At 66.0% G+C, this 22,566-nt stretch carries 18 protein-coding genes; 10 read left to right on the top strand and 8 right to left on the bottom strand.

All coding sequences use genetic code 11. The annotated features are described in order from the left end of the window. Nucleotides 1-13: 13 nt before the first annotated feature. Together ACIQ3Q_RS18100 and ACIQ3Q_RS18095 are read right to left on the bottom strand one after the other, a co-directional pair. Complete coding sequence (locus ACIQ3Q_RS18100; RefSeq protein WP_396270578.1) at nucleotides 14-1,096, bottom strand: GSCFA domain-containing protein; 1,083 nt, start codon at nucleotides 1,094-1,096, stop codon at nucleotides 14-16. Further along, nucleotides 1,093-1,869: a hypothetical protein gene (locus ACIQ3Q_RS18095; protein WP_396270577.1), complete on the bottom strand. Its 777-nt coding sequence runs from the start codon at nucleotides 1,867-1,869 to the stop codon at nucleotides 1,093-1,095. The genes ACIQ3Q_RS18100 and ACIQ3Q_RS18095 overlap by 4 nt, the downstream gene beginning before the upstream one ends. A gap of 43 nt (nucleotides 1,870-1,912) precedes the next feature. Between ACIQ3Q_RS18095 and ACIQ3Q_RS18090 the strand changes: the two genes are divergently transcribed. From ACIQ3Q_RS18090 to ACIQ3Q_RS18060, 7 genes are all read left to right on the top strand, one after another. Next, nucleotides 1,913-2,926, top strand: coding sequence for a sulfotransferase family 2 domain-containing protein (locus ACIQ3Q_RS18090; protein WP_396270576.1), 1,014 nt, complete (start codon nucleotides 1,913-1,915; stop codon nucleotides 2,924-2,926). Next, nucleotides 2,923-3,354 (top strand): hypothetical protein, encoded by a 432-nt coding sequence (locus tag ACIQ3Q_RS18085; protein WP_396270575.1) that lies wholly within the window; start codon nucleotides 2,923-2,925, stop codon nucleotides 3,352-3,354. The genes ACIQ3Q_RS18090 and ACIQ3Q_RS18085 overlap by 4 nt, the downstream gene beginning before the upstream one ends. Then, complete coding sequence (locus ACIQ3Q_RS18080) at nucleotides 3,351-4,916, top strand: DUF1800 domain-containing protein (RefSeq protein ID WP_396270574.1); 1,566 nt, start codon at nucleotides 3,351-3,353, stop codon at nucleotides 4,914-4,916. The genes ACIQ3Q_RS18085 and ACIQ3Q_RS18080 overlap by 4 nt, the downstream gene beginning before the upstream one ends. A gap of 1 nt (nucleotide 4,917) precedes the next feature. Beyond that, nucleotides 4,918-6,150 carry a DUF1501 domain-containing protein gene (locus tag ACIQ3Q_RS18075; protein WP_396270573.1) on the top strand — a complete coding sequence of 411 codons (1,233 nt, stop codon included), beginning with the start codon at nucleotides 4,918-4,920 and terminating at the stop codon, nucleotides 6,148-6,150. Between the two features lie 104 nt (nucleotides 6,151-6,254). Continuing rightward, nucleotides 6,255-8,468: a TonB-dependent receptor plug domain-containing protein gene (locus ACIQ3Q_RS18070; RefSeq protein ID WP_396270572.1), complete on the top strand. Its 2,214-nt coding sequence runs from the start codon at nucleotides 6,255-6,257 to the stop codon at nucleotides 8,466-8,468. Between the two features lie 31 nt (nucleotides 8,469-8,499). Continuing rightward, on the top strand, nucleotides 8,500-9,054 hold the full coding sequence (locus tag ACIQ3Q_RS18065) for a type II secretion system protein (protein ID WP_396270571.1): 555 nt from the start codon (nucleotides 8,500-8,502) through the stop codon (nucleotides 9,052-9,054). 146 nt (nucleotides 9,055-9,200) lie between these two features. Then, nucleotides 9,201-10,088, top strand: a complete 888-nt coding sequence (locus ACIQ3Q_RS18060) for a hypothetical protein (RefSeq protein ID WP_396270570.1) — start codon at nucleotides 9,201-9,203, stop codon at nucleotides 10,086-10,088. 18 nt (nucleotides 10,089-10,106) lie between these two features. Here the strand turns inward: ACIQ3Q_RS18060 and cphA (ACIQ3Q_RS18055) are convergent, their stop codons facing one another. Then, a complete protein-coding gene (gene cphA / locus ACIQ3Q_RS18055) occupies nucleotides 10,107-12,689 on the bottom strand; it encodes a cyanophycin synthetase (protein WP_396270569.1) in 2,583 nt (860 codons plus the stop codon). Between the two features lie 44 nt (nucleotides 12,690-12,733). After that, nucleotides 12,734-14,941 (bottom strand): cyanophycin synthetase, encoded by a 2,208-nt coding sequence (gene cphA / locus ACIQ3Q_RS18050; protein ID WP_396270568.1) that lies wholly within the window; start codon nucleotides 14,939-14,941, stop codon nucleotides 12,734-12,736. A 137-nt stretch (nucleotides 14,942-15,078) separates the two neighbouring features. Between cphA (ACIQ3Q_RS18050) and ACIQ3Q_RS18045 the strand changes: the two genes are divergently transcribed. Together ACIQ3Q_RS18045 and ACIQ3Q_RS18040 are read left to right on the top strand one after the other, a co-directional pair. Next, on the top strand, nucleotides 15,079-17,418 hold the full coding sequence (locus ACIQ3Q_RS18045; RefSeq protein ID WP_396270567.1) for an ABC transporter ATP-binding protein: 2,340 nt from the start codon (nucleotides 15,079-15,081) through the stop codon (nucleotides 17,416-17,418). Nucleotides 17,419-17,429: 11 nt separating this feature from the next. Next, nucleotides 17,430-17,894, top strand: coding sequence for a DUF1854 domain-containing protein (locus ACIQ3Q_RS18040; RefSeq protein WP_396270566.1), 465 nt, complete (start codon nucleotides 17,430-17,432; stop codon nucleotides 17,892-17,894). Here the strand turns inward: ACIQ3Q_RS18040 and ACIQ3Q_RS18035 are convergent. The 3 genes from ACIQ3Q_RS18035 to ACIQ3Q_RS18025 all read right to left on the bottom strand — a co-directional run bounded on the left by ACIQ3Q_RS18035 (nucleotide 17,889) and on the right by ACIQ3Q_RS18025 (nucleotide 21,938). Then, complete coding sequence (locus tag ACIQ3Q_RS18035) at nucleotides 17,889-19,841, bottom strand: sensor histidine kinase (RefSeq protein ID WP_396270565.1); 1,953 nt, start codon at nucleotides 19,839-19,841, stop codon at nucleotides 17,889-17,891. The two genes, ACIQ3Q_RS18040 and ACIQ3Q_RS18035, sit on opposite strands and share 6 nt — an antisense overlap. Beyond that, nucleotides 19,825-20,646 carry a phosphate/phosphite/phosphonate ABC transporter substrate-binding protein gene (locus tag ACIQ3Q_RS18030; RefSeq protein WP_396270564.1) on the bottom strand — a complete coding sequence of 274 codons (822 nt, stop codon included), beginning with the start codon at nucleotides 20,644-20,646 and terminating at the stop codon, nucleotides 19,825-19,827. Before ACIQ3Q_RS18030 ends, ACIQ3Q_RS18035 begins: the two co-directional genes overlap by 17 nt. 104 nt (nucleotides 20,647-20,750) lie before the next feature. Next, the gene (locus ACIQ3Q_RS18025; RefSeq protein ID WP_396270563.1) at nucleotides 20,751-21,938 is read right to left on the bottom strand and encodes an acetyl-CoA C-acyltransferase family protein; all 1,188 of its coding nucleotides are present in this window, start codon (nucleotides 21,936-21,938) and stop codon (nucleotides 20,751-20,753) included. 304 nt (nucleotides 21,939-22,242) lie between these two features. On the opposite strand from ACIQ3Q_RS18025, the gene ACIQ3Q_RS18020 reads away from it, so the two are divergent. Next, the gene (locus ACIQ3Q_RS18020; RefSeq protein ID WP_396270562.1) at nucleotides 22,243-22,470 is read left to right on the top strand and encodes a hypothetical protein; all 228 of its coding nucleotides are present in this window, start codon (nucleotides 22,243-22,245) and stop codon (nucleotides 22,468-22,470) included. On the opposite strand, the gene ACIQ3Q_RS18015 is transcribed toward ACIQ3Q_RS18020, so the two are convergent. Then, on the bottom strand, nucleotides 22,467-22,566 hold a 100-nt coding region (locus tag ACIQ3Q_RS18015), incomplete at its 5' end, for an IS3 family transposase (protein WP_396269573.1). The two genes, ACIQ3Q_RS18020 and ACIQ3Q_RS18015, sit on opposite strands and share 4 nt — an antisense overlap.

Here is a 22,566-nt window from a genome sequence, read left to right as displayed (position 1 = left end):
AAAGGGCGGCGTTTCAGTCCGTGCCGTCGTCCAGGGCGGTTTCGTCGCAGTTCACCTCCACCAAGTGTGCAGATCGGGCCAGGTGGGCGTCGCGCTGGGCGGGGGCGGGGTTTGGGGTGGGCACGGGGGCTTGCGCGGGGCGGTCGGTGGCGTGCTTCAAGAAGAGCTTCATCACATGCGCCACACCAGGTTCGGTGACTGAGCGCAGATCGTCCGCGTAGTAGCTGCCGCGAGTGTAAGCGCCGGTGATGATCTCGTAGGAGGGGAAATACGCCACATCCTCCCGCGCCTTGATGAGGCTCTCGCAGGCCACGCGCAGCACGGCCTTGCTGAGCGTGGTGGAGACCAGCACATGCCTGTCTTCGGCGGTGGCCATCAGCGGTACGGGTGAGACGGTCAAGATGACGCGGGCCTTGGGGTTGACGCTGCGCAGCGCATCGATGAAGGCCAGCATGTCGGCCACCACTTCGTCGTGCGTGTAATTGTGAAACTCATGCTGCTCGGCACTGAACACGCCGCCAGAGACACCGGGGCACACGGGGTAGACGGTGCCGTCGCTGCGGGCGCGCCAGGTCTCGGTGAGGCCTAAGGTGAAGATGAACACATCCAGCTCGGCAAACAGCTGGCGCACGGCGGCCAGGTGGGCGCGGCGGTCGGCTTGCAGCTCGCGCAGCGCAGCAAAGCCACCGGGTTGGACTTGCGGACGCAGCGGGTCCAGCCAACTGCCGTTGGCCTCTTGCCAGGCCTCATCGGCTGGGCTGAATTGGCCATGCGCGCGCTGAAAGAGCTGCAGCAGTTGCCGCGCGGTGTAGAGGTTGCCGTAGCGCGCGCTGAAGGTGCCGTAGTTGTACTGCTGGGCCAGCTCTGCACTGAGCATGGGGTGGGCGGGCTCGGTGCAGAAGTAGTTGTAGCCGCGGCGGCGCAGGTGGCGCGCAATGTGCTGGGCAAAGCAACTGCCGGCGGTGGCGATGCGGTCGGTGGCGCTGAGCTTGAACGGAAAGCTGACGACAGGGTCGACCTCCGCAATGGACGCGCCCACCAGGGCGCGGCGCCAGTTGGCATGGCGGGGCAGGCCGTCGTAGGGGTGGCGCTTCATGCGGTGGCCTTTTGAACAGAAGATGCGGCCAAGGCGGCGGCGTGGGTCTCCAGCTGTTGCAACACGCGCTCGCCATACCAGGCATTGGCATGGGCGGGGTCGAGGTTCCAGCCCTCGGGGCGCAAAAAACCGTGCTCGTCTTGGGTGCCCTCCGGCACGGGCAGTTGAGCAAAGCCCAGCTCGCGGCAGTGCTCGGCCACGCGCTGCTCGTGCAGGTGCCAGAGCTTGAGCCGGATGGCGGCCGGGGTGACTTTGCCGTCGGCCAGGGCCTCGGCAAAGGCCTCGGGGTGCTGGCGGATGTGGGCTTCTGACGGGATGGGCGGCGGTGCCGCCAGGTGCACCACCGGCACTTGGGCCAGGTGGCTGAGTGCCCGCATCACGCGCAGGCCCATGCGCATTTGTCCTTCCAGCAGCGTGCGCACCAACGAGAGGGGCAGCAAGGCCCGGCGCTCGTCCAGCGCGGCGTGTGGCTCCATCACAAAGTCAAAGGGCACCGGGTGCTCGATCAGGCTCAGCACCGTGTGGGCATTGCCGGCCACGACCGAGACGATCAGCTCGGGCTGCAGCTTCTCGACCAGTTCGCGCACCGCAGGGCTGAAGGCCTCGGGTGAGGTGGGCGGCACCTCCGGCGTCATGCGGTAGGCGGGCTTGCGCAACTGCGCCACGGTGATGGGCAGGCTGCGGGCCGTGGCGCTGGCGCGGCGCTGCATCTGCGCGGTTTCAAGGGCGGCCAGGTGGCTGTGGCCGATCATCAACATTTTGGGGAGTGTCATGGTGCTGCGAGCCCCCTCCTCGGGGCACGGTATGCTGCCACATATGAGATTCGATGAATTGATGTCCATCGTCTATGGACAAGGGGGGCTAACCCCAGGCGACCGTGCCCGAGACGAGCAAGTGGTGCGGGCCGCGATGGCCGCACTGCGCCAGCAAACGGCCAGCCATGCTTTGGGGCCGAGTGAGGTGCCGGGCCTGGGCCGCTTTAAGCCCCGGCCCACGCCACCAGACGCCCCGGCAGATGCGCCGCTGCGCTGGATCTTCGAGCCCGAGGCCGCCGACCATGCGGCCAAGGCCTGGCGCAAAGCTTTGCGCACGGTGGAGCGCCCGCTGATCCACCCAGAGCGCAAGTTTGTGGTGTTGTTTTCCGCCAAGTCGGCTTGCTCCACGGTGGTGATCTGGTTCTTGAACACGCTGGGCTTGGCGGCGCAGGCGCGCGAGTTTTCTGAGTGGCCCCACCACTACCGCATCAACAAGTACTACGCGCGTGAGGACTATCTGCAGGCGCGCGAGACGCTGGGGCCTGAAGACGTGACCCTGCTGCGGGTGGTGCGCGACCCGGTGGACCGGGCAGGCTCCAGTTTTCGCCATGCGCTGGGCCTGAGCTATGCGCGCGACAGCATCCGCGAAAAGCTTGGCATAGACACCGATGTGGACGGCTTGTCCTTTGAGCGCTTTATCGACTTCCTGGAGATGGAAGACCTGGACCGCTGCGACCCCCATCACAAGCGACAGCGTCATCAGATTGAAGACTTGAAGCGGCCGGATTTCATGATTAATGCGAGTCGCAAAGACCTCTTCACAGAGCTGAATCAATTCGAGCGCATGATGGGCATGCCCGAGACCGACTTCAAGGCCTTGGCTTGGGTGCACGAGCTACAGGCCACCCGCGTGCCGCACAGCGTGGCGCATGGAGGCGACTCCTACCGCGCGGTGCTGACCCGCGAGCACGCCCAAAAAGGCCCGTGGCCCAAAGACCTGATCACCCCTGAAGCGCGCGCCCGCCTAGAGCGGCTCTACGCACAGGACATTGCCAGCTACGCTGTAACACCATGAGCAAGAACAACTCCGACGAGCAAAAGCCCGGCGTGGCCAAGGCCACCCTGACCCCTGCTGACTTGGCCCAGGCTGTGGCCGAGGCCCACCCAGAGTGGCTGGGGCAGCCCCTAGACGCTCGCCTGCTGGGCCAAGCCTTGCGCGAGGCCTTTGGGGTGTTGCGCAAGCAAGTCGACGAAGTGGATGTGGGCACCGTGGCGGTGCCTTCCCTGGGCCGCTTTCACGCACGCCGCGCACCCAACAAGCCCGACTTGCGCCGCGTGCTGTTCCTGACGCCGCAAGCGGCCTTGCCGGGGGCCAGCGAGGCGGTTGAGCAAGGCGCTGAAGACGCAGCCGAGGATGCGCCTGCTTTGGCGGCCGAGCCCGTGGCCGCGCCTGAAGGAGCCCCTGCCAAGTCCAGCAGCAAGGGCCATAAGCGCAAACGTTGAAGCGACCCATCTCGCTGCGACGCCGTGAATGGTGTGCCGCTTGGGCGGCGGTGTCTGCCTCGTGGATGCTGGGTGCGCACGCCGCGCCCGCTCCCGAATCGCGATGGGCACTGCCCAGCCCCTTGCTCCGCGCGCGCTGGTTGGCGCGGCTGAGTTGGGGCCCCACGGCCAGCAGCTTGCAAGCGCTAGAAGCCTTAGGCCCCAACGCCTGGTTGGCCCGCGAGTTGGCCCCCGTGCCCTGGCCGCCTGCACTGCCCACCACGCTGCCCGCCCGCACGCTGGCGCTGGGCACGCCGGCCATGGCAGGGCTGCTGCACAGCACCACCGCGCAGCAGCGCCTGGCCAACCAACAAACCGACCCTGACGAGAAGGCCCGCCAGAACAAAGCCTTTCAAGACCGGCTGACGGCCGAGAGTCGTCACGCTCAGTTAGAGCTGGTGTGGCAAGGGCTTTATGGCGAGCGCCAGGTGCAGCAGCAAATGGGCTGGTTCTGGTTCAACCATTTCAATGTTCACCGGTTCAAGAACCAGTTGCGGCCCATGATGGCCGACTACTCGCAGCAGTTGACGGCGCTGGCGCTGGGCCGTTTTAGAGACCTGCTGGGCTTTGCCGTCAAGCACCCGGCCATGCTGCTCTACCTGGACAACCAGGCCAATGCCGTGGGCCGCCTCAACGAGAACTTGGCGCGCGAGCTGCTGGAGCTGCACACCCTGGGCGTGGACGGCGGCTACACCCAGGCCGACGTGCAGGCCATGGCCCGGGTGCTGACGGGCTTTGGCGTGAACATGACGGGCGAGGTGCCCAAGCTCAAGCCCGAGCACCAAGCCGCGTATGTGCTGGATGGGCTGATGGAGTTCCACCCCGCACGCCACGATGCCTCGCCCCAAACCTTGCTGGGCAAGGCCGTGCCGGGCAGTGGCCTGGAGCGGCTGGAGTGGGTGCTCGACCTGCTGGCCGCCCATCCCGAGACCGCCCGCCACCTCTGTCAGCGCCTGGCCGTGTACTGGGTGGGCGATAAGCCCTCACCCGCCTTGGTGGAGCGCCTGGTGCGCCGCTACATGCTGAGCCGCGGCCTGATGGCCGAGGTGCTGCAAGAGCTGCTGACCTCCGAGGAGCTGCTGGCCAGCTTGGGCCAGCAGTTCAAAACGCCGCAGCAGTGGGTGATGTCGGCCATGCGCCTGCTCTATGAGGACGTGCCGCTCATCAACCCCATGCCGGTGCTGCGCTGGATGGAGCGCCTGGGCCAGCAGCCCTTTGACCGCCAAACCCCCGACGGCTACCCGCTAGAGGGCAGCGCCTGGGAGGCGCCGGGGCAGATGGTGACCCGCTTTGAGCTGGCGCGGGTCATGGCGGCACCCTTGCCCAACCTCTTCAGAACCGAGGGCAGCCCGGCCGACCCCGCCGCACCGCGCCCACCGGCGCCGCGCTGGCCCCACGACACCGTGCAGGCGCTGTGGCTGCCCGCTGCCTCCGAAGCCACGCGCCAAGCGGTGATGAGCGCGGCCAACCCGCGTGACGCCGCCGCGCTGTGGCTGTCCTCGCCTGAATTCATGATGCGCTGACATGACCGACTTGCTCCATGCCTCGCGCCGCCACTGGCTGCGCCAAGCCGCAGCCCTGGGGGCGGCCAGTGCGCTGCCGGTGCTCTCCACGCGCCTGTGGGCGGCACCGCCCAGCTTGCCGCGCTTTTTGCTGGTGTTTTTGCGCGGCGCTTATGACGCGCATGGCCTGCTGGCCCCCACCGGCAGCGAGCTGTATTTCAGCAGCCGGCCCACCACCGCCTTGGCCAAGCCCGATGGCAGCGAGGGCGGCAGCTTGGCCTTGGATGGCGACTGGGCCTTGGCCCCGGCGGCCGTGCCGGCGCTGGCGCCCCTGTGGCGGGCCAAGCAGTTGGCCTTTGTGCCTTTTGCGGGCAGTGCGGACCTGAGCCGCAGCCACTTTGAAACCCAAGACAGCTTTGAGCTGGGCCAAGGCGAAGGGCCAGGGCGCAACTACCGCAGCGGCTTCATCAACCGGCTGGCGGCGGTGCTGGGCGCCAGCTCGCGCGAGCCCGCAGGCCGCGAGGTGCTGGCCTTCACGCCGGGCTTGCCGCTGTCCTTCCAAGGGCCGCAAGTGGTGGCCAACCACCCACTGCGGTCGGTGCAAAGCTTGGGCGTGAACGACGAGCAAGCGCGGCTGATCGAGCAGATGTATGGCGGCACCCGCTTAGCGCCTGCGGTGGCCGACGGCTTTGAAACCCGCCGCGAGGTGATGAAGGAGCTGGGCCAAGAGATGGCCGCCAGTCGGGGCGCCATGCCGGCGGCTGGCTTTGAGGCCGAAGCCCACCGCATCGGCACCTTGATGCGCGAGCGCGTGGCCTTGGGCTTTGTGGACATTGGCGGCTGGGACACCCATGCCAACCAGGGTGGCGCTACCGGCACCTTGGCCACCAAGCTGGGCGAGCTGTCGCGCGGCATGGTCAGCCTGGCCAAAGCTTTGGGGCCGCAATGGGACAACACCGTGGTGGTGGTGGCCAGCGAGTTTGGTCGCACCTTCCGAGAAAACGGCACGCGCGGCACTGACCACGGACACGGCACGGTGTATTGGGTGCTGGGCGGCGCGGTCAGCGGCGGCAAGATCGCCGGTGAGCAAGTGGCGCTGACCCCGCAAACCTTGCACCAAGGGCGCGACATGCCGGTGCTCACCAACTACCGCGCGATGTTGGCGGCACTCTGGGCCCGCCAATACGGCCTGAGCCCGGCGCAGCTTGCTCGGGTTTTTGCGGACACTCTCGCCCTGGATATGAAGTTGGTCTAGGGATACGTATAGGTCTTGCCCTAGGCACCATCGGCCAAAGCCGTCGATATAGTGCTCCCACCAGCCCCATAGATGCTGGGTTCAATCGTTGTTGGGAGCCGTTGATGACAGGCTTGAGAGGAGGCGCAGCCCAGAAGGCTGTGCTGTTGATGGCTGCTGCCGCCACACCGGCTGGCGGCTGGGCCCAAGAGGCCGCTGCAAACCCCACGCAAACCGTTGAGGTGCGCAGCGACGCGCAGCAGGCGCAGCGCGCCGATATCGCGGGCAAGCGCGTGGTCAGCCGCGAAGAACTGCTGCGCCATGGGGACACCCAGTTGGTCGACGCCTTGCGGCGTGTGCCGGGCATCACGGTGCTGGGAGCGGCCGGGCGCGCAGAGCTGACGCTCAATGGCTTGGGCGGGGGCTATACCCAGATCTTGCTCAATGGCGAGCCGCTGCCCAAGGGCTTTGCGGTCGAGCAGTTGTCGCCCGAGCTGATCGAGCGCGTGGAGATCTTGCGTGGCGGCAGCGCCGAGTGGAGCGCCCAGGGCGTGGCCGGCAGCATCAACATCGTGACCCGCCGGGCACCGCGCTGGGCTCAGCGCGAGCTAAAGCTGGGCACTGGCAGCTATGAGGGCCGAGCGCGGGCCTCGGCCGACCTGAGCCTGGGCGACAAAGACGGCGACCTGAGCTGGGGCCTGAACCTCGGCTTGGCCCATGAGCCGCTGCGCTGGCCCGTGCGCATGGTGGTGCAAAGCCGCGATGCGCAGGGCCAATTGACCCAGTCCTATGTGACCGACAAACAAGAGGGTGGCCGCGACCAAAGCCTGACCCTGGCGCCGCGCTTGGCCTGGACTTTGGGCGAGGGCCACCAGCTCAGTACCGACCATCTGTTGCGCGTGTTTCAAACCCCCGGCGGCGCGACCGACCAGCGCTTTGCCGAGCTAGGCCCGCCGCCGCAACTGAGCCGCAACCAACTGGTGTTGGAGCCTCGCAGCGTGATGCTGCGCAGCCGCTTGAGCTGGCAGCTCAAGCAAGCCGACGGCCGCGTGTGGGACAGCAGCTTGGTCTACACCGGTGTGCGCCGCAATCAGGTGGCCGACTTTGTGGGGGACAACGCTGCGGGCCTGCGCGTGCGCCAAACGCATGTGGATTCACTGGCCGTTGATCAATCCTTGAACGCCAGCGCCAAAGGTCGGCTGCCACTGGGTGAGGCGCACACACTGGCCATGGGCGGCAGTTTGGAGTGGGCGAAACGGCAAGAGGACCGCATTCAGCGCGAGCAAGCCCTGCCCGGCGGCTGGTTGCCGGAAAACCTGGACGAGGTCTATGACGCCCAGGTGCAACGCCTTGCCTTGTTTGCCCAAGACGACTGGGTGCTAAGCCCTGCGCTGACAGCCTCACTGGGGCTGCGCTGGGAAGGCTTGCGCACGGTCAGCCAAAGTCAGCAGCGCAATCTGGGGCTGGGTGATTCGGTCGACGCAGAGGTGCGGCAGTCGCACTCCGTCTGGAGCCCGGTGTTGCGGGCTATGTGGTCATTGCCTGACAGCAAAGACCAGCTCAAACTGGCCTTGAGCCGCAGCTATCGCCTGCCCAATGCCCGAGAGCTGACGCCGCGCCGCTATGTGGCCAATGAAAACAGCGTCGTCACCCCCACCAACCAGGGCAACCCGGCGCTGCAGCCCGAGTTGGCCTGGAGCCTGGACGGCGGCTGGGAGCATCCGCTGGGGCCGGGCGCACAGTTCACCCTGAATGTGGGGCTGAAGCGCATTGATCAGGTGGTGTTGGATGAACTGCTGGCTGAGCCCTCCACCCAACTTCCGGGCACCACCACCTGGGTACTGCGCCGTGCCAACTTTGACCGTGCCGAGGTGTTCAGCTTAGGGGTGGAAGCCAATGGCCCGCTGCAACGCTGGTGGCCGCAAGGCCCGGCGCTGGAGCTGCGCGGCGGACTGACGCTGAACCGCTCGCGCCTGCTGGACGTGGCGCTGGCCGGGGGGCGCCTGCCCGCCCAGCCGCCTTGGGCGCTGAACCTGGGGGTGGACTATCGGCCCAAGGCTTCAGCACTGACGGCTGGGGTGAATGTGCAAGCCCAAGGCAGCAGCAGTGCTACCCAGCCCAACGGGCGGGTGCTGGGCTTTGGTGCACAGCGCTCGGTAGATGTGTTTGCTGCCTGGCGGCAGAGCGACCAGTCGATGTGGCGCCTGGCGCTGTCGCAATGGCTGGCGCGTGATGAGCTAGAGCGCATCCGTGTGACCCAGGCCACAGGCACGGTCAGTCTGGATCAGGTCACCCAAACCCGGCCGTCACTCCGCCTGAGCTGGGAGCGCAAAATCTAAAGTCAGCGGGTTTCGGGCCGACAATGTCTCTATGAAATCGTTTCGCTCACCGGCGAGGCGGCTCGGGTTCAAGAGGTCAAATGCCCAGGGCTTTACGCTGCTGGAGTTGATCACCGTGGTGGTCATCTTGGGCTCGTTGGCTGCTGTGGCCATGCCCAAATTCATGGACCTCAAAGGCAGTGCGCAGGTGGCCGTCTTTCAGGGGGGCTTGGCCGATGCCCGCTCCAAGATGCTGTCGGTCTATGGCATGGCTGCGCTGCTGGGGCCAGGCGGCACCCGAACCTCCCACGGCTGCACCTCCAGTCTGGACGCCAATGGCAACGGCACCATCTGTTTGCAAAACTTGCCGGTGCATACGGTGGCCTACAACATGAGCTGCCACACGGGTATGGGCCAGGCCACGATGTTCAAGGGGCCCTACACCGCAGGTCAGAACGCCACGACGACCTATCACACCCTAGGTGACACGGCCGGTGGCGCCAATTACTGGACCCACACCGCCTCAGGCTGTACCTTCACCTGCACGGCAGGCAATGGCTTGAATCAAATGAGCCAAATCACCGTGACCTCGTCAACCTGCCTTTGACGGCCGGGGTCGGATGACAAAGTCCGCAGTCATCACGACCGCTTGATGAAAGCTTGCATAGGCAGGTTGCCCTCGAATGGTGCGCGAGCGAGTATTGCGCTTACAGTAGCGTTGAGTTCATTCAGCCCCGAGGAGCAGGTTCAGTCATGGCAGGGTTTCAGGCCTTCATCGATGCCGCATGGAGCGAGCACACCATCGACCCCGAAGGCGTCGCAATGCGTGTGACGCGAGCTGGCGCCACCTTGGCCACCCAACCTGCCGATGTGCTGGCGCTGTTGCGCTTGACAGGCCATCTGTGGGGCGAGCACCTGGGCCGCTGGGCCGAGGGCGTGGCCCAGCTCCGCACCTGGGCGGCCTTACCCGCCTGGGATGGCGGCCCCAGCCTGCAAGACGCCTTGGCTTGCCACGTGGCAGCGCTGCAATGGTGCGCCGGCCGCAGCGATGCGCTCAAAGGCTTGTCGAGCCCACAAGTGGTGACAGCCTTGGCTTATGCGGCCGCCGCCATGACCGGGCGCAAAGAGCGCGCGCGGGCCATCTCCGCTTATGGCTTGGCCTGGGACGAGGTGCAGGATGAAGACGGCCTCGCCCAATGGCCGCATGAGGCGCCGGTGTGGCGCGCCCTGGCCGTGGCCGGCAACAACCTGTCCACCGAGTTGGAAGAGCTGCCCAGCCGCAGTGCCGCAGAAACCGCCGCCATGGTGCAAGCCGCTGAAGGCGGCTTGATGGCATGGCGTTTGGCCGGTACCTGGCTGCATGAAGAACGCGCCGAGTACCGGCTGTCTTGCAGCTTGCTCAAGGCCGGCCGTCCTCGTGAGGCCTTGGTGGCCGCACAACGCTGCGCCGCGCTGTGCCAAGCTAACGACGCCCCACCGTTTGAGCGCTTCTTCGCCTTTGCGGCTCAGGCGCAAGCCTGCCGCGCGGCGAACGACGCTGAAGGCTTTGCCGCGCGCCGCAAAGAGGCGCTGCACTGGCATGCCCAAGTGCCCGCCGACGAACAGCAGTGGTGTGAGTCGGATCGGCTGGCCCTCGGGTGAGCACCAACCGGTGCGTACTCAGGCCCCGGCATTCCCCTCAGCCACCCGCTTGCTCAGGTGGGCCAGGGCCTCTTCGACCTGATCGACCAGCACCAGGCACAGGTCGCCCGCTTTGAGGCGGGAGAGTGCGGTGTCGATGGCGATGAACTCGCCGTTGATCTCCTGCACATGGCGGGTGCGGGCCGCGCCCTCTAAACCTTGGCGCAGCAGGCCGATGACTTCGCCGTCTTCACGGCCGCGTTGGCAGGCGTCTTGGTAGAGGATGACTTCGTCAAAAGCCTGGCCCAAGATTTGGGTTTGCTCGCGGATGTCTTCGTCACGCCGATCGCCCGCGCCGCTGATCACCACGCTGCGGGTGTTGCCGGGCAAGGCCTGCACGGCGGACACCAGGGCGCGCATGGCGTCCGGGTTGTGGCCGTAGTCGGCAATGACGGTGGCGCCCTTGTAGTCCATCAGGTTGAAGCGGCCCGGCGCATTGCTGGTGTCGGCCTGGAAGCTGGCGAGGCCCGAGCGGATGGCGTCCCACGACAAGCCCACGCCCCAGGCAGCCGCCATCGCGGCCATGGCGTTTTCAACTTGGAAGCCGATGGCGCCATTGCGGGTGAGGGGCACGTCGCGCAGCGGCACGCATTCGCGCCAGGTGCCTTCGGAGGCCACGAGTTGGCCGTCGTCGACAAACACGCAACGCAGGCCTTGGGCGCGGTGCGTGGCCAAGACGGGGTGATGCTTGTCTTGGGCAAAGTAGATGACGCCGCCCAGGCACTTGGCGGCCATGGCCACGCAATGCGGGTCGGTGGCATTGAGCACGGCATAGCCGGTCTTGGCCACGTTCATCACGATCACGCGCTTGAGCACCGCCAGGTCTTCGACCGTGGTGATGTAGTTCAGACCCAGGTGGTCGCCCGCACCAATGTTGGTGACAACGGCCACTTGGCAGCGGTCAAAGCCCAGGCCTTCGCGCAGGATGCCGCCACGCGCGGTTTCAAACACGGCGGCATCGACCTCGGGGTTCATCAACACATTGCGCGCGCTCTTGGGGCCAGAGCAGTCGCCAGAGTCGATCTGGCGGCCGTTGACATGCACGCCGTCGGTGTTGGTCATGCCCACGCGCAAGCCGCTGGCGGCAAACAAGTGCCCCATCAGGCGCGCGGTGGTGGTCTTGCCATTGGTGCCGGTGACGGCCACCACGGGGATGCGGCCGTCGTCGCCCGGCGCATAGAGGTGGTTGATGATGGCTTCACCCACCGCGCGGCCCTTGCCAAAGCTGGGGCTCAGGTGCATGCGCAGGCCGGGGGCAGCATTGACCTCGACCACGCCGCCGCTTTGTTCTTCCATGGGGCGGATGACGTTTTCGCACACCACATCGACGCCGCAGATGTCCAGGCCGATCATGCGGGCTGCGGCCACCGCGCGGGCAGCGACATCTGGGTGGACGTCGTCCGTCACATCGGTGGCGGTGCCGCCGGTGGACAGGTTGGCGTTGTTGCGTAGGACGACGCGCTGGCCCTTTTCGGGCACCGACTGGGGCGTCAGGCCTTGCTGCGAGAGGCGCTCGACGGCGATGTCGTCAAAGCGGATTTTCGTGAGCGAGGTGGCATGGCCGTCACCACGGCGTGGGTCGGCATTGACTTGATCGACCAGTTGCTTGACGGTGTGGCTGCCATCGCCAATCACATGCGGCGGGTCGCGGCGGGCGGCGGCAATGAGTTTGTCGCCCACCACCAGCAGGCGGTAGTCGCTGCCGGGCAAAAACTTCTCAACCATGGGCTGGCCGATGACTTCGGCCGCCTTGTAGGCCAGGTCGAGTTGCTCGCGTGTGGTGATGTTGACGGTCACACCCTTGCCCTGGTTGCCGTCTTGCGGCTTGCAGACCACAGGCAGGCCGATCTCTTGCGCGGCTTCCCAGGCGTCGTCGGGGCTCTCGACGGGACGGCCCAGCGGCACGGGCACACCGGCAGCGCGCAGCAGGTTTTTGCAGAGGTCTTTGTCTTGGGCAATCGACTCTGAGACGGCGCTGGTCGAATCGACCTCAGCGGCCCAGATGCGGCGCTGTTTGGAGCCCCAGCCAAATTGCACCAGCGAGCCGCTGGTCAGGCGCCGATAGGGAATGCCGCGCGCCAAGCCCGCGTTGACGATGGAGCCGGTGGAGGGCCCTAAGCGGATGTCTTCGTCCAGCTCGCGCAGCTCGGCCAGCACGGCGTCGGCGTCAAAGGCGGGGGCGTCGGGCTCGCCTAGCGCGGCGCGGATCAGCGCTTCGGCCGCCAGCAGGGCTTTGCGGCCCACGTCTTCTTCGCTGTACTCGACCACCACTTGGAAGGTGCCGCGATCCACCGTTTCGGTGCTGCGCGAAAAGCTCACCGGGCAACCCGCCTGGGCCTGCAAGGCCAGCGTGGCGGTTTCCAGCACATGGGCCAGCGAGGCTTGGTCGGGCTGGCGGCGCAGCGGCCCCATGCCGGGGAAGAGGGCGCGCAGGCGGTTCTCAAACTCGGGCAGGTGGGTCAGCGAGCGCTCTTGCTCAGTGCAGGCCACGATGGCCTCGACAGAGGTGTGGCGGCTCCAGAGATTGGGGCCGCGAAGCGCGCGAATGCGGGAGATATCCATGAGGGTGTCCGATGCTCAAGGCGGGGGTAATGCAGGGCAGGTGCTCAGGCGGGAGCGCGCAGCGGAAAGGTTTCAATGCCGGCGGCAATCAGCTCGGGCGAGATGCCAAAGCCCCAGGCGCTGGCCACAGCGGCCAGCAGGGCGTGGGTCAGCGCGGTGTCGCCGCCCATGCCGTGGCGCTCCAGCAGGCCGGCGATGTCCAGCGTGGCCACGCTGCTGGCGCCGCTTTGCAGGCGCACCGTGCCTTGGCGCAGCACGGCGGCGCGGCCGCCTTGGGCCAGGTGGTCGACCAGGGCGGTGGGCAGTTGGCCGTCGGCCTCGTGGCCGTAAAACAGCACTTCGCCGTCGCACAGCTCAGCCAGCGCAGCCACGCGGGCGTCGTTGGCATTGAGCACGCCCGCGCCGTCGCTGAACACCACGTCGATCTGGGTGCGCAGCACTTTGTGCAGGTGCTCGGCTTCGCGCACATCGTGGCGGGCCAGGGCTTGCCAGCCTTCAAAGTCGGTGACCACGCCCACATGGCAGCGGTCGTAGGGCAGGCCGTCGTCGAGGATCAGGCTGGCCGGGTTTTCGAACACGGCGGCGCGGGCGTCGCGGTTCATCAGCAGGCGGTGGCTTTGGTCCCAGTAGGGCTTGCCCGCCCGCTCGATGCGGCGGCTGCCAATGAAGAGCCCGTCTTGGCAGGCCAGGGCGGTGGGGCGGCCTGAGAGGTGCACCAACCAAGCCACAGCCCGCGCAATGGTGGCCGTGCCTTGCGAGCCCGCCACGCCGACGATGGGGATGCGGCCTGGGCGGTCGCTGTCGCCTTCTTGCTCAGAGGGGAAGAGGTGCTCGACGATGGCCTGCCCCACCGGCCTAGGCTGGCCCTCGGCGGGCTTCAAGTGCATCAACAGGCCGGGGCCGGCGTTGACTTCGACGATGGCGCCGCCTTGGGCTTGCAGGGGGCGGCGGATGTCTTCGCAGACCAGGTCGATGCCGGCGATGTCCAGGCCCACGGCCTTGGCGGCCAGGCAGACGCTGTGGGCGACCTCGGGGTGCACATCGTCGGTGCAGTCAATGGCCACATTGCCGTTGCGCTGCACCAGCAGGCGCTTACCGGCAGGCGGCACGTCGTTCAAGCCAAAGCCTTGGCGCTGCAGGTCCAGCATGATGACCGGGTCATCTTGCGGATCGAGTCGGTTCAGCGGGTGGTCTTCGGTGGTGCCACGGCGCGGGTCGGAGTTGATCTGGCTGTCGATCAACTGCGTCACCGTGTGTTGGCCGTCGGCGGTGATCCAGGCCTCGTCGCCCCGGGCGGCGGCCACCAGTTGGCCGCCCACCACCAGCATGCGGTGCTCATTGCCCCGGATGAAGCTCTCGACGATGACCTCGGAGCCTTCGGCATCGGCCACCTTGAAGGCGGCCTCGATGTCTTCGCGCTTGGAGAGGTCGAGGGTGACGCCCCGGCCATGGTTGGCGTCGGTGGGCTTGACGACCACGGGCAGGCCGATGTCTTGGGCTGCGTCCCAGGCTTCTTCGGGGCTGGCCACCACCACGCCTTCGGGCACGGGCACGCCGCAGGCCTTGAGCAAGGTTTTGGTCAGGTCTTTGTCGCCCGCAATGGTTTCGGCAATGGCGCCGGTGAGGTCCGTCTCGGCAGTCCAGATGCGGCGCTGGGCAGCGCCATAGCCCAACTGCACCAAATTGCCGTCATTCAGGCGGATGTGCGGGATGCGACGGTCGGTGGCGGCGCCCACGATGCAGGCAGTGGAGGGGCCCAAGTAGCAGTCGTCAATGGCTTCGCGCACCACATCGACCGCGGCTTTGACATCAAAGGGCTGATCGTTGATGGCGGCCATCAGCAAGGCATGGCCTTGCATGAGCGCAGCGCGGCCAACTTGCTCATTGCGCGCCCGGAACACCATGCGGTAGACGCCGGGCTGCGAGGTGGAGCGGGTTTGGCCAAAGCCGGTGGGCATGCCCGCCAGGTTCAGCAACTCGATGACGCAGTGCTCCAGGATGTGGCCGGCCCAGGTGCCCTCACGCAGGCGCTGGATGAAGCCGCCGCGCTCGCCCACGCCGCAGTGGTGCTCTTCAAGTGCCGGCAGCAGGGCCAGCAGGCGGTCGGTGAAGCCGGGCAGGGCATTGGACGGGGATTGCTCCAGGGCCCCCAGGTCCAGCCAGACCTCCATCACAGGGCGATAGGTCCAGATATTGGGCCCGCGCAAATAGGTGATGCGTTGCAGTTGGAGCTCAGAGGGGGCTGCGGTCATTGGCAATCGGGTCCAAAAACGGGAGGAACGAGTTGAGGGTGTGATTTTGCGCCGGGAATGGACGGTTCTGTGTGCGGGTCAACGCGCTGGCGCACTTGGCGTTGTGAGGCATCGGCTTTGACCGAGAATCCCCCACCATGCATGACCACGAACACTCTCCCTCGTTGAGCCTGACGGGCGCCGGACCTTCCGGGGCCATCGAGGCGGCTTTGGGCGGCGCGATGCCGCCGCTCCATGCGGCGGAAAACGCGCTGGCGCACCTGCCGGTTGACCTGGACGAGGGCTTGAGGTTTGGATCTGGCCACTTGCTCTTGACCACGCAGCGTTTGCTGGCCCGGCTGCCGGGTGCCAGCGACTGGGTGGCCTACCCGCTGACGGCGGGCCACAGCTTGCAGCACCAAGACCATGCCGGGGTCGGCACCTTGGAGCTGCATTCGGCCACCGAGCGCTTGGCGCGTTGGCGCTTCACGCTCGGGGTCAATGTGCAGGCCCTGCGGTTTGTGAAGCGCTTTGAGCAAGTGCAAGTGGCCTTGCAAAGCGGCCAAACCGCCGAGGGCGAGGACCCGACACGCTGCCCCTCTTGCCATGCGCCGCTACCCGACGACAGCGACGAATGCGCACTGTGCAGCCGCGAGCTGACGGAGGTTCCGTCCACCTGGGTGCTGTTGCGCCTGGGCCGCTTTGCCAAGCCCTACAAGTGGCAACTGATTTTTGGCTTTGTGCTGACCCTGGCCTCCACGGCGGCCACGCTGGTGCCGCCTTACTTGACCATCCCGTTGATGGACGAGGTGCTGATCCCCTTCCAGAACGGACAGAAGATCGACCCCCACTATGTGATGTTGCTGCTCTCGGGCTTGTTGGGCTCGGGGCTGTTGGCCTGGGGCCTGGGCTGGGCCCGAACCTGGCTGCTGGCGCTGGTCTCAGAGCGCATGGCGGCCGACCTGCGCACCACGGCGTTTGAGCATTTGCTGGAGCTGTCGCTGGACTACTTTGGCGCCAAGCGCACGGGCGACCTGATGGCCCGCATCGGCTCAGAGACCGACCGCATCTCGGTCTTCCTCTCCTTGCATGCCCTGGACTTTGCGACCGACGTGCTGATGCTGGGCATGACCTCGGTGATCCTGTTCTCCATCAACCCCTGGCTGGCGCTGGTCACCTTGCTGCCGCTGCCCTTCATCGTTTGGATGATCCACATGGTGCGCGACCGCCTGCGCACCGGATTCGAGAAGATCGACCGCGTCTGGGGCGAGGTGACCAATGTGTTGGCCGACACCATTCCGGGTATCCGCGTGGTCAAGGCCTTTGCGCAAGAGGGCCGCGAGGCCGGCCGCTTCCGCGAGGCCAATAAGCAAAACCTGGCGGTTAACGACAAGCTCAACAAGACTTGGAGCTTGTTCACGCCCACGGTGTCCTTGCTCACCGACATCGGCTTGCTGGTGGTCTGGGCCTTTGGCATCTGGCAGGTCAGTAAGGGCGACATCACCGTCGGTGTGCTCACCGCGTTCATTGCTTATATCGGGCGCTTTTATGGGCGGCTCGACTCCATGAGCCGCATTGTCTCGGTCACCCAAAAGGCGGCGGCGGGTGCCAAGCGCATCTTCGATATCTTGGACCATGTCTCCAACGTGCCGGAGCCCACCGACCCAGTGAAAGACCCGCAGGTGCTGGGCGGCGTGACCATGGAGAACATTGCCTTCCGCTATGGCAACCGCTCGGTGATCCGCGGCCTGAACCTGGACATTCGCCCCGGCGAGATGATTGGCCTGGTGGGCCACAGCGGCTCGGGCAAGAGCACGCTGGTGAACCTGATCTGCCGCTTCTATGACGTGACGGACGGCCGCATCTTGATTGACGGCACCGACATCCGCCGCTTCAAGGTGGCCGATTACCGCAAGCACATTGGCCTGGTGCTGCAAGAGCCTTTCCTCTTCTTCGGCACCATTGCCGAGAACATTGCCTACGGCAAGCCGGGTGCGACGCGCGAGGAGGTCATCGCCGCCGCCCGTGCAGCCCATGCGCATGACTTCATCTTGCGCCTACCGCAGGGCTATGATTCTTTGGTGGGCGAGCGCGGCCAGGGCCTCTCGGGCGGCGAGCGCCAGCGCATCAGCATTGCGCGGGCGCTGCTGATCGACCCGCGCCTGCTGATCTTGGACGAGGCCACGTCGGCGGTCGATACCGAAACCGAAAAAGAGATTCAAAAGGCGCTGGACAACCTGGTGCAAGGCCGCACCACCATTGCCATTGCCCACCGGCTCTCGACCCTGCGCAAGGCCGACCGCTTGGTGGTGATGGACCGGGGCGAGGTGGTGGAAGTCGGGCCGCATGACGAGCTAATGGCCCAACAAGGCCACTACTGGCGGCTCTATGAAGCCCAGGCCCGCAAGGCCGAAGCCGATGAGGACGGCGAGTCTGACCACGACGCCGTGCTGCTGGCCCAGCAGTTGCCCCAGCCTTCGGCCCACTCCGCGAATTGAGGAGGAATGTTTTGAGCCTGACCCTGTCTCGCAACCCACATGGGCGCTTGGTGTGTACCACCCCCGACGGCCACACTCACGAGGGCGTGGTGCCTGTGCGGGCCTTTCCCATCAGTGCGCCCCGCGAGCATGTTTCGCTGGTCAGTGCCGAGGGCAAAGAGCTGGCTTTTATTGCCCGCGTGGATGCCTTGCCTGAATCCAGCCGCGCCTTGCTCTTGGAGGAGTTGGCGGCGCGCGAGTTCATGCCGCAGATCCAGCGGATTCGCAGTGTCTCTACCTTCTCCACACCCAGCACCTGGGAGGTGGACACCGACCGCGGCCCCACCCACTTGGTGTTGAAGGTGGAGGAAGACATCCGCCGCCTGCCCGAGCGCGGGCGCCTGCTGATCACCAGCGGCCACGGCATTGTGTTTGAGGTGCGCGACCTCACCCAACTCGACCGTCACTCCAAGCGTTTGCTCGAACGCTTTTTATGAGGTGACGGGGTCGGCCTCGGCGGTGCTGGCCAAGGCCGGAGCACTGTTGACGGCCGGTGCTATTGGCACGTCCTCGCGGGCCACGGGCAGCCAGATGCTGACCGTGGTGCCTTCGTTGAGAGCACTGTCCATGTGGATGGTGCCGCCATGCAGTTGCACGATCTCTTTGACCAGCGACAGGCCCAGGCCGGTGCCAGGGATGTGGCAGGCTTGGTCGGCACGGAAGAAGCGCTCGAAGGCTCGGGCCAACTGCTGCGGTGACATGCCCATGCCGCCATCGCGCACGCTCAGGCTCACACCGGCCACGCCCTGATGCGGGCTGGGCTTGGCGGCCACCACGATCTCACCGCCCTCGGGCCAATACTTCACGGCGTTGGAGATCAGGTTGTTCAAGACCCGGCCCATCTGCTGGCCGTCCACCGAGACCAAAGGCAAGTCCGCTGCGGCCTCGATGCGGGCTGAATGCTTGCCGCCGGGCACGATGATGGCCTCGACCGCTTCTTTGATCAGCGGCTGTACGGGCTGTACTTGGCGCTTGAAGTCCGCGCCCTGGCGAGCCTCGATGCGGGCCAAGTCGAGCAGGTCGTTGACCAGCTCGATCAGGCGCTGGGTTTGGCGGTGCACCACCTCCAGCATCTCCTTACGCTGATCTTCGCGCACCGGCCGTTTGATCATCAGCTCGGTGTAGCCAAAGATGCTCACCATGGGTGTCCGCAGCTCATGCGCCGCAGTGGCCAAGAACTCGCTCTTCATGCGGTCGATGGCGGCCTCACGGCTCACGTCGCGCACATACAAAAGCTGCCGGTATTGGCCCACACCGGGCCGCACGGTGAGGTGCAGCACCATGTCGGCGGGGGCGCTGAAGGGCAGGGTGTATTCATGGGCCTTGCCGTCTAGCCAGGCCTCGGCTTGCAGCACGGGCGCGGCGGGGGTCAGCCGCTCTCGCAGGCCAGCCAGCAGGTTGTTCAAGGACTCACCTTGGAAGGCGCAACCCGTCATCAGGCGAAAGGCCGGGTTGGCATAAGCCAATTGCCCCGCGTTGTCGATGACGGCAAAGCCGTCGGAGGACAGCTCGGTGATGGTGTCCAGTTGCGCCACATGCTCGTGCTGGCGCTGATATTGGTGGTGCAAATGCACCGAGGCAAAGTTCAAGGCTTGGCGTAGCTCTCGTGTTTCTTGGGAGCCGCCTTCGTCATCCAAGGTAGAGCCCACCGCACGGGGCAGGCGGGCTGCAAATCGTGCCGCCCTGCGCAAGGGCGAGAGGCTGCGGCGCAGCAAGATGTTCAGCAGCAACAAGGCTGTGGCCATCACCACCACCGACACCAAGCCCCCATAGAAGAGCGCTGCGCGCTGGTCGGCCACGATGCCGTCGGCCGAAAGCTCGACGCGGATCCAGCCGATGACCTGTGCACCGAGGATGGGTGTCCACACCACCACCGCGTCAGTTCTGTTCTCGATCAGGCCGCCGTCAAATGGGCTGCCGTAGCTGGGGCGGCTGTCTCGCACAACGCGCCCGTTGCGCGCGATGGCAGGGTCCGGTGCGGTGTCAATGCGCTGACCGAACAGCGCCTTGGGGCGCTCGGTGGCGCTGGCCATTACATCGGAAAGCACCTTGCCCTCATGGGCAATAGTGAGCCGACGGGCCTCCGGGAACTCGGCGATCTGCAGCAGCAGGCCTTCCAGTTGTGCCAGTTCGCCGGTGAGCACAGGAGTAGCGGCTGCGCCACTGAGCGAACGCGCCAGGGCTTGCGCTTGGGCTTCAACGCGGGAGCGCTCATGCAGGCCTGCGTCGTGCACCGACCATGCGGTGAGGCCGATACAGACGGGCAGCATCAACAAGCCCATGGTCCAGAGCAGCTGGGCTTGCAAGCCCAGGCGGTTGTGCTGGGCCAGCAAGCGGCGCCACAGGGCGGGCGTAGACGATCCTGGCTTAGTTTCTTTGGACATACTTGTCCAGGCCCAAACTTTCCAATGGCGCATAGTCGCGTCGATAGTCGGCGGTGACGATGCGGTCCAGTTGCGCGGCCTGCAGCAGCTTGCGGCCTGTCTCCAACTTGGTCAGGCCAAGCAACGCCTGGGTGATCTGTTTGTGGCTGGCCTCGCTGACACGGGGATGGGCACACAGCGGGTGCGAAGGCGTGGCGGGTGTTTCAAACAGCACCCGCAGTTGCGCACGCAGCTCTGAGGGTTCGGCGTCCAACGTGGCCTTGACCCCGCCGGCCGCAATGGCCGTGCCTGCAGCGACGGCGCGGTAGGCGTTGCTGTGGGTCTTGAGGTATTGCGGGGTGAAGCGCAGGCCGTGCTTTTCAGTCAGCAAGGCGCGCATATAGAGCGAGGCGCCGAAGGCATTGGGCGCAGGGAAGGCAATGCTGCGGTCCATCAGCTCACCGACCTGGCGCAGGGGGCTGTCGGCCCGCACCACCAGCAGGCCGGAGAGCGGGTCGTCGTCGCGCACCAAGGGTTTGTAGCTTTGGGCGCGGTGGGCCATGACCGCGTGATACGGGTTCATGTAGGCCAGGTCCCACTGGCCTTGCAGAAAGCCTTCCTCAAAGGCAGGGATGGAGCCTGGCAGCACCAGCTCCAGCTTCAGGCCGGTACTGCTTTGCAGGGCTTCTACCAAAGGGCTCCATGCTTTGTGCAGCTCAAGTGCCGGGAATTGGGGCACGACAGCCAAGCGCAAGGCCCCAGATTGGGCTTGCGCAGCACTGGCCAGCGCAGCGCTGGCCAAGAGAAGTGAGCGACGGGTCAGCACGATGAGGGTCCCGATCAGGCCCAAAGAGGCCTTTCAATCAGGTCATCGGCGCTTCCGTGCCGAAGTTGAGACTGGCGCCGGTTGGCACCAGTCTCAGCCAGGGCTTAAACGCGCTCGAAGATGGCCGCAATGCCTTGGCCGCCGCCAATGCACATGGTCACCAGGGCGTAGCGGCCGCCAATGCGCTGCAGTTCATACAGGGCCTTGGTGGTGATGATGGCGCCGGTGGCCCCAATCGGGTGGCCTAGCGAAATGCCCGAGCCGTTGGGGTTGACCTTGGCGGGGTCCAGGCCCAGTTCTTTGACCACGGCGCAGGCTTGGGCGGCGAAGGCCTCGTTGGACTCGATCACGTCCAGGTCGTTCACGCTCAGGCCGGCTCGCTCCAGGGCGATACGGGTGGCGGGCACCGGGCCAATGCCCATGATGGTGGGCTCGACACCGGCGTGGGCATAGGTGACCAAGCGGGCCAGGGGGCGCAGATTGCCGCTCTTGACGGCGTCGCCACTGGCCAGCACCACGGCGCCCGCGCCATCGTTCAGGCCCGAGGCATTGCCGGCCGTGACGCTACCGTCCTTCTTGAAGGCGGCGCGCATCTTGGCCAGGGTTTCCATGGTGGTGCCGGGCTTGACGTGTTCGTCGGTGTCAAACACCACCGTGCCCTTGCGGCTGGCGATCTCGACGCCCACGATTTGGTCTTTGAAGCGGCCGGCCTCGATGGCGGCGGCGGCACGGCGGTGGCTCTCGACGGCCAGAGCATCCATTTGCTCGCGGCTGATGCCGAACTGCTCGGCCACGTTCTCAGCGGTGATGCCCATGTGGATCTTGTGGAAGGGGTCGTGCAGGGCGCCGACCATCATGTCCAAGATTTGGGTGTCGCCCATGCGCGCACCCCAGCGGGCATTGGGCATGAGGTAGGCGCCACGGCTCATGGACTCGGCACCGGCGCCGATGGCCATCTCGCAATCGCCCAGCATGATGGCTTGCGAGGCCGAGATGATGGCTTGCAGGCCCGAGCCGCACAGGCGGTTCACATTAAAAGCTGGGGTCTCTTTGGGCAGGCCGGCTTGCACAGCGGCCACGCGGGAGAGGTAAGCGTCGCGCGGCTCGGTGGGGATGACGGTGCCCATGGCCAGGTGGCCAATGCGGGCGGCGTCGGCGCCGCTGCGGGCGATGGCGGTCTTGACGGCCAGGGTGGCCAGCTCAGACAGCGGGGTGTCCTTCAAGGTTCCGCCGTAGGTGCCAATGGCGGTGCGGGCAGCGCCCACGACGAAAACGTCTTTGGTCTGGCTCATCTCTGTCTCCTGAATCAGTTGGAATGGGGGGGCGGGCCTGTCGCCACGAGGTGCTGCCCTGATGGGGCAAAAAGGCCTGTACCGGGGCACAGCCTACGCCCGTCGGATTGCGGTGGGCTGACAGACGAGCCCCGGGGTGGAGGGCTGCATGTCACGGGGCTGTCGTTGGGATGCATCATCGCAGCCGGGCGGGTGTGATTTATAGGGGCAGACCCTCATCCGTGTGGCGCCGCCGGTGACAAGTTGTCACCGCCTCTGGGCACACTCGCGCCGTTTTCCAACCCTGACCGGAGGAGTCCGATCCATGGATACCGCATTTCTGCAGAACTTTCTGAGCACCACCGTCACTGAGCTGGCCATCAAGGTCTTGGCCTCGCTGGCGTTTTGGATTGTGGGTCGCTGGCTGATTAGCCGCGTGGTGGGCTTGGTGCAAGCCGCCATGGGCCGCAACCATGTGGACCCGACGCTGACCAAGTACCTGGGCAATATCGTGAGCGTGGCGGGGGTGCGGCAGAAAACTTGGACTGGTTAAACAGCGATCCCCAGCGTCCGGCGATGTTCGATCGGGCTGCGGGCTCCAAGTGAGACTTTGATCCGTGCCTCGTTGTACCACCGGATGTAGGTGTCC

Source organism: Ideonella sp. (assembly GCF_044358605.1).
Taxonomy (GTDB): domain Bacteria; phylum Pseudomonadota; class Gammaproteobacteria; order Burkholderiales; family Burkholderiaceae_C; genus Ideonella.
Note: the sequence above shows the minus strand (reverse complement) of the source record. Positions and strands in the feature narration are given on the sequence as shown.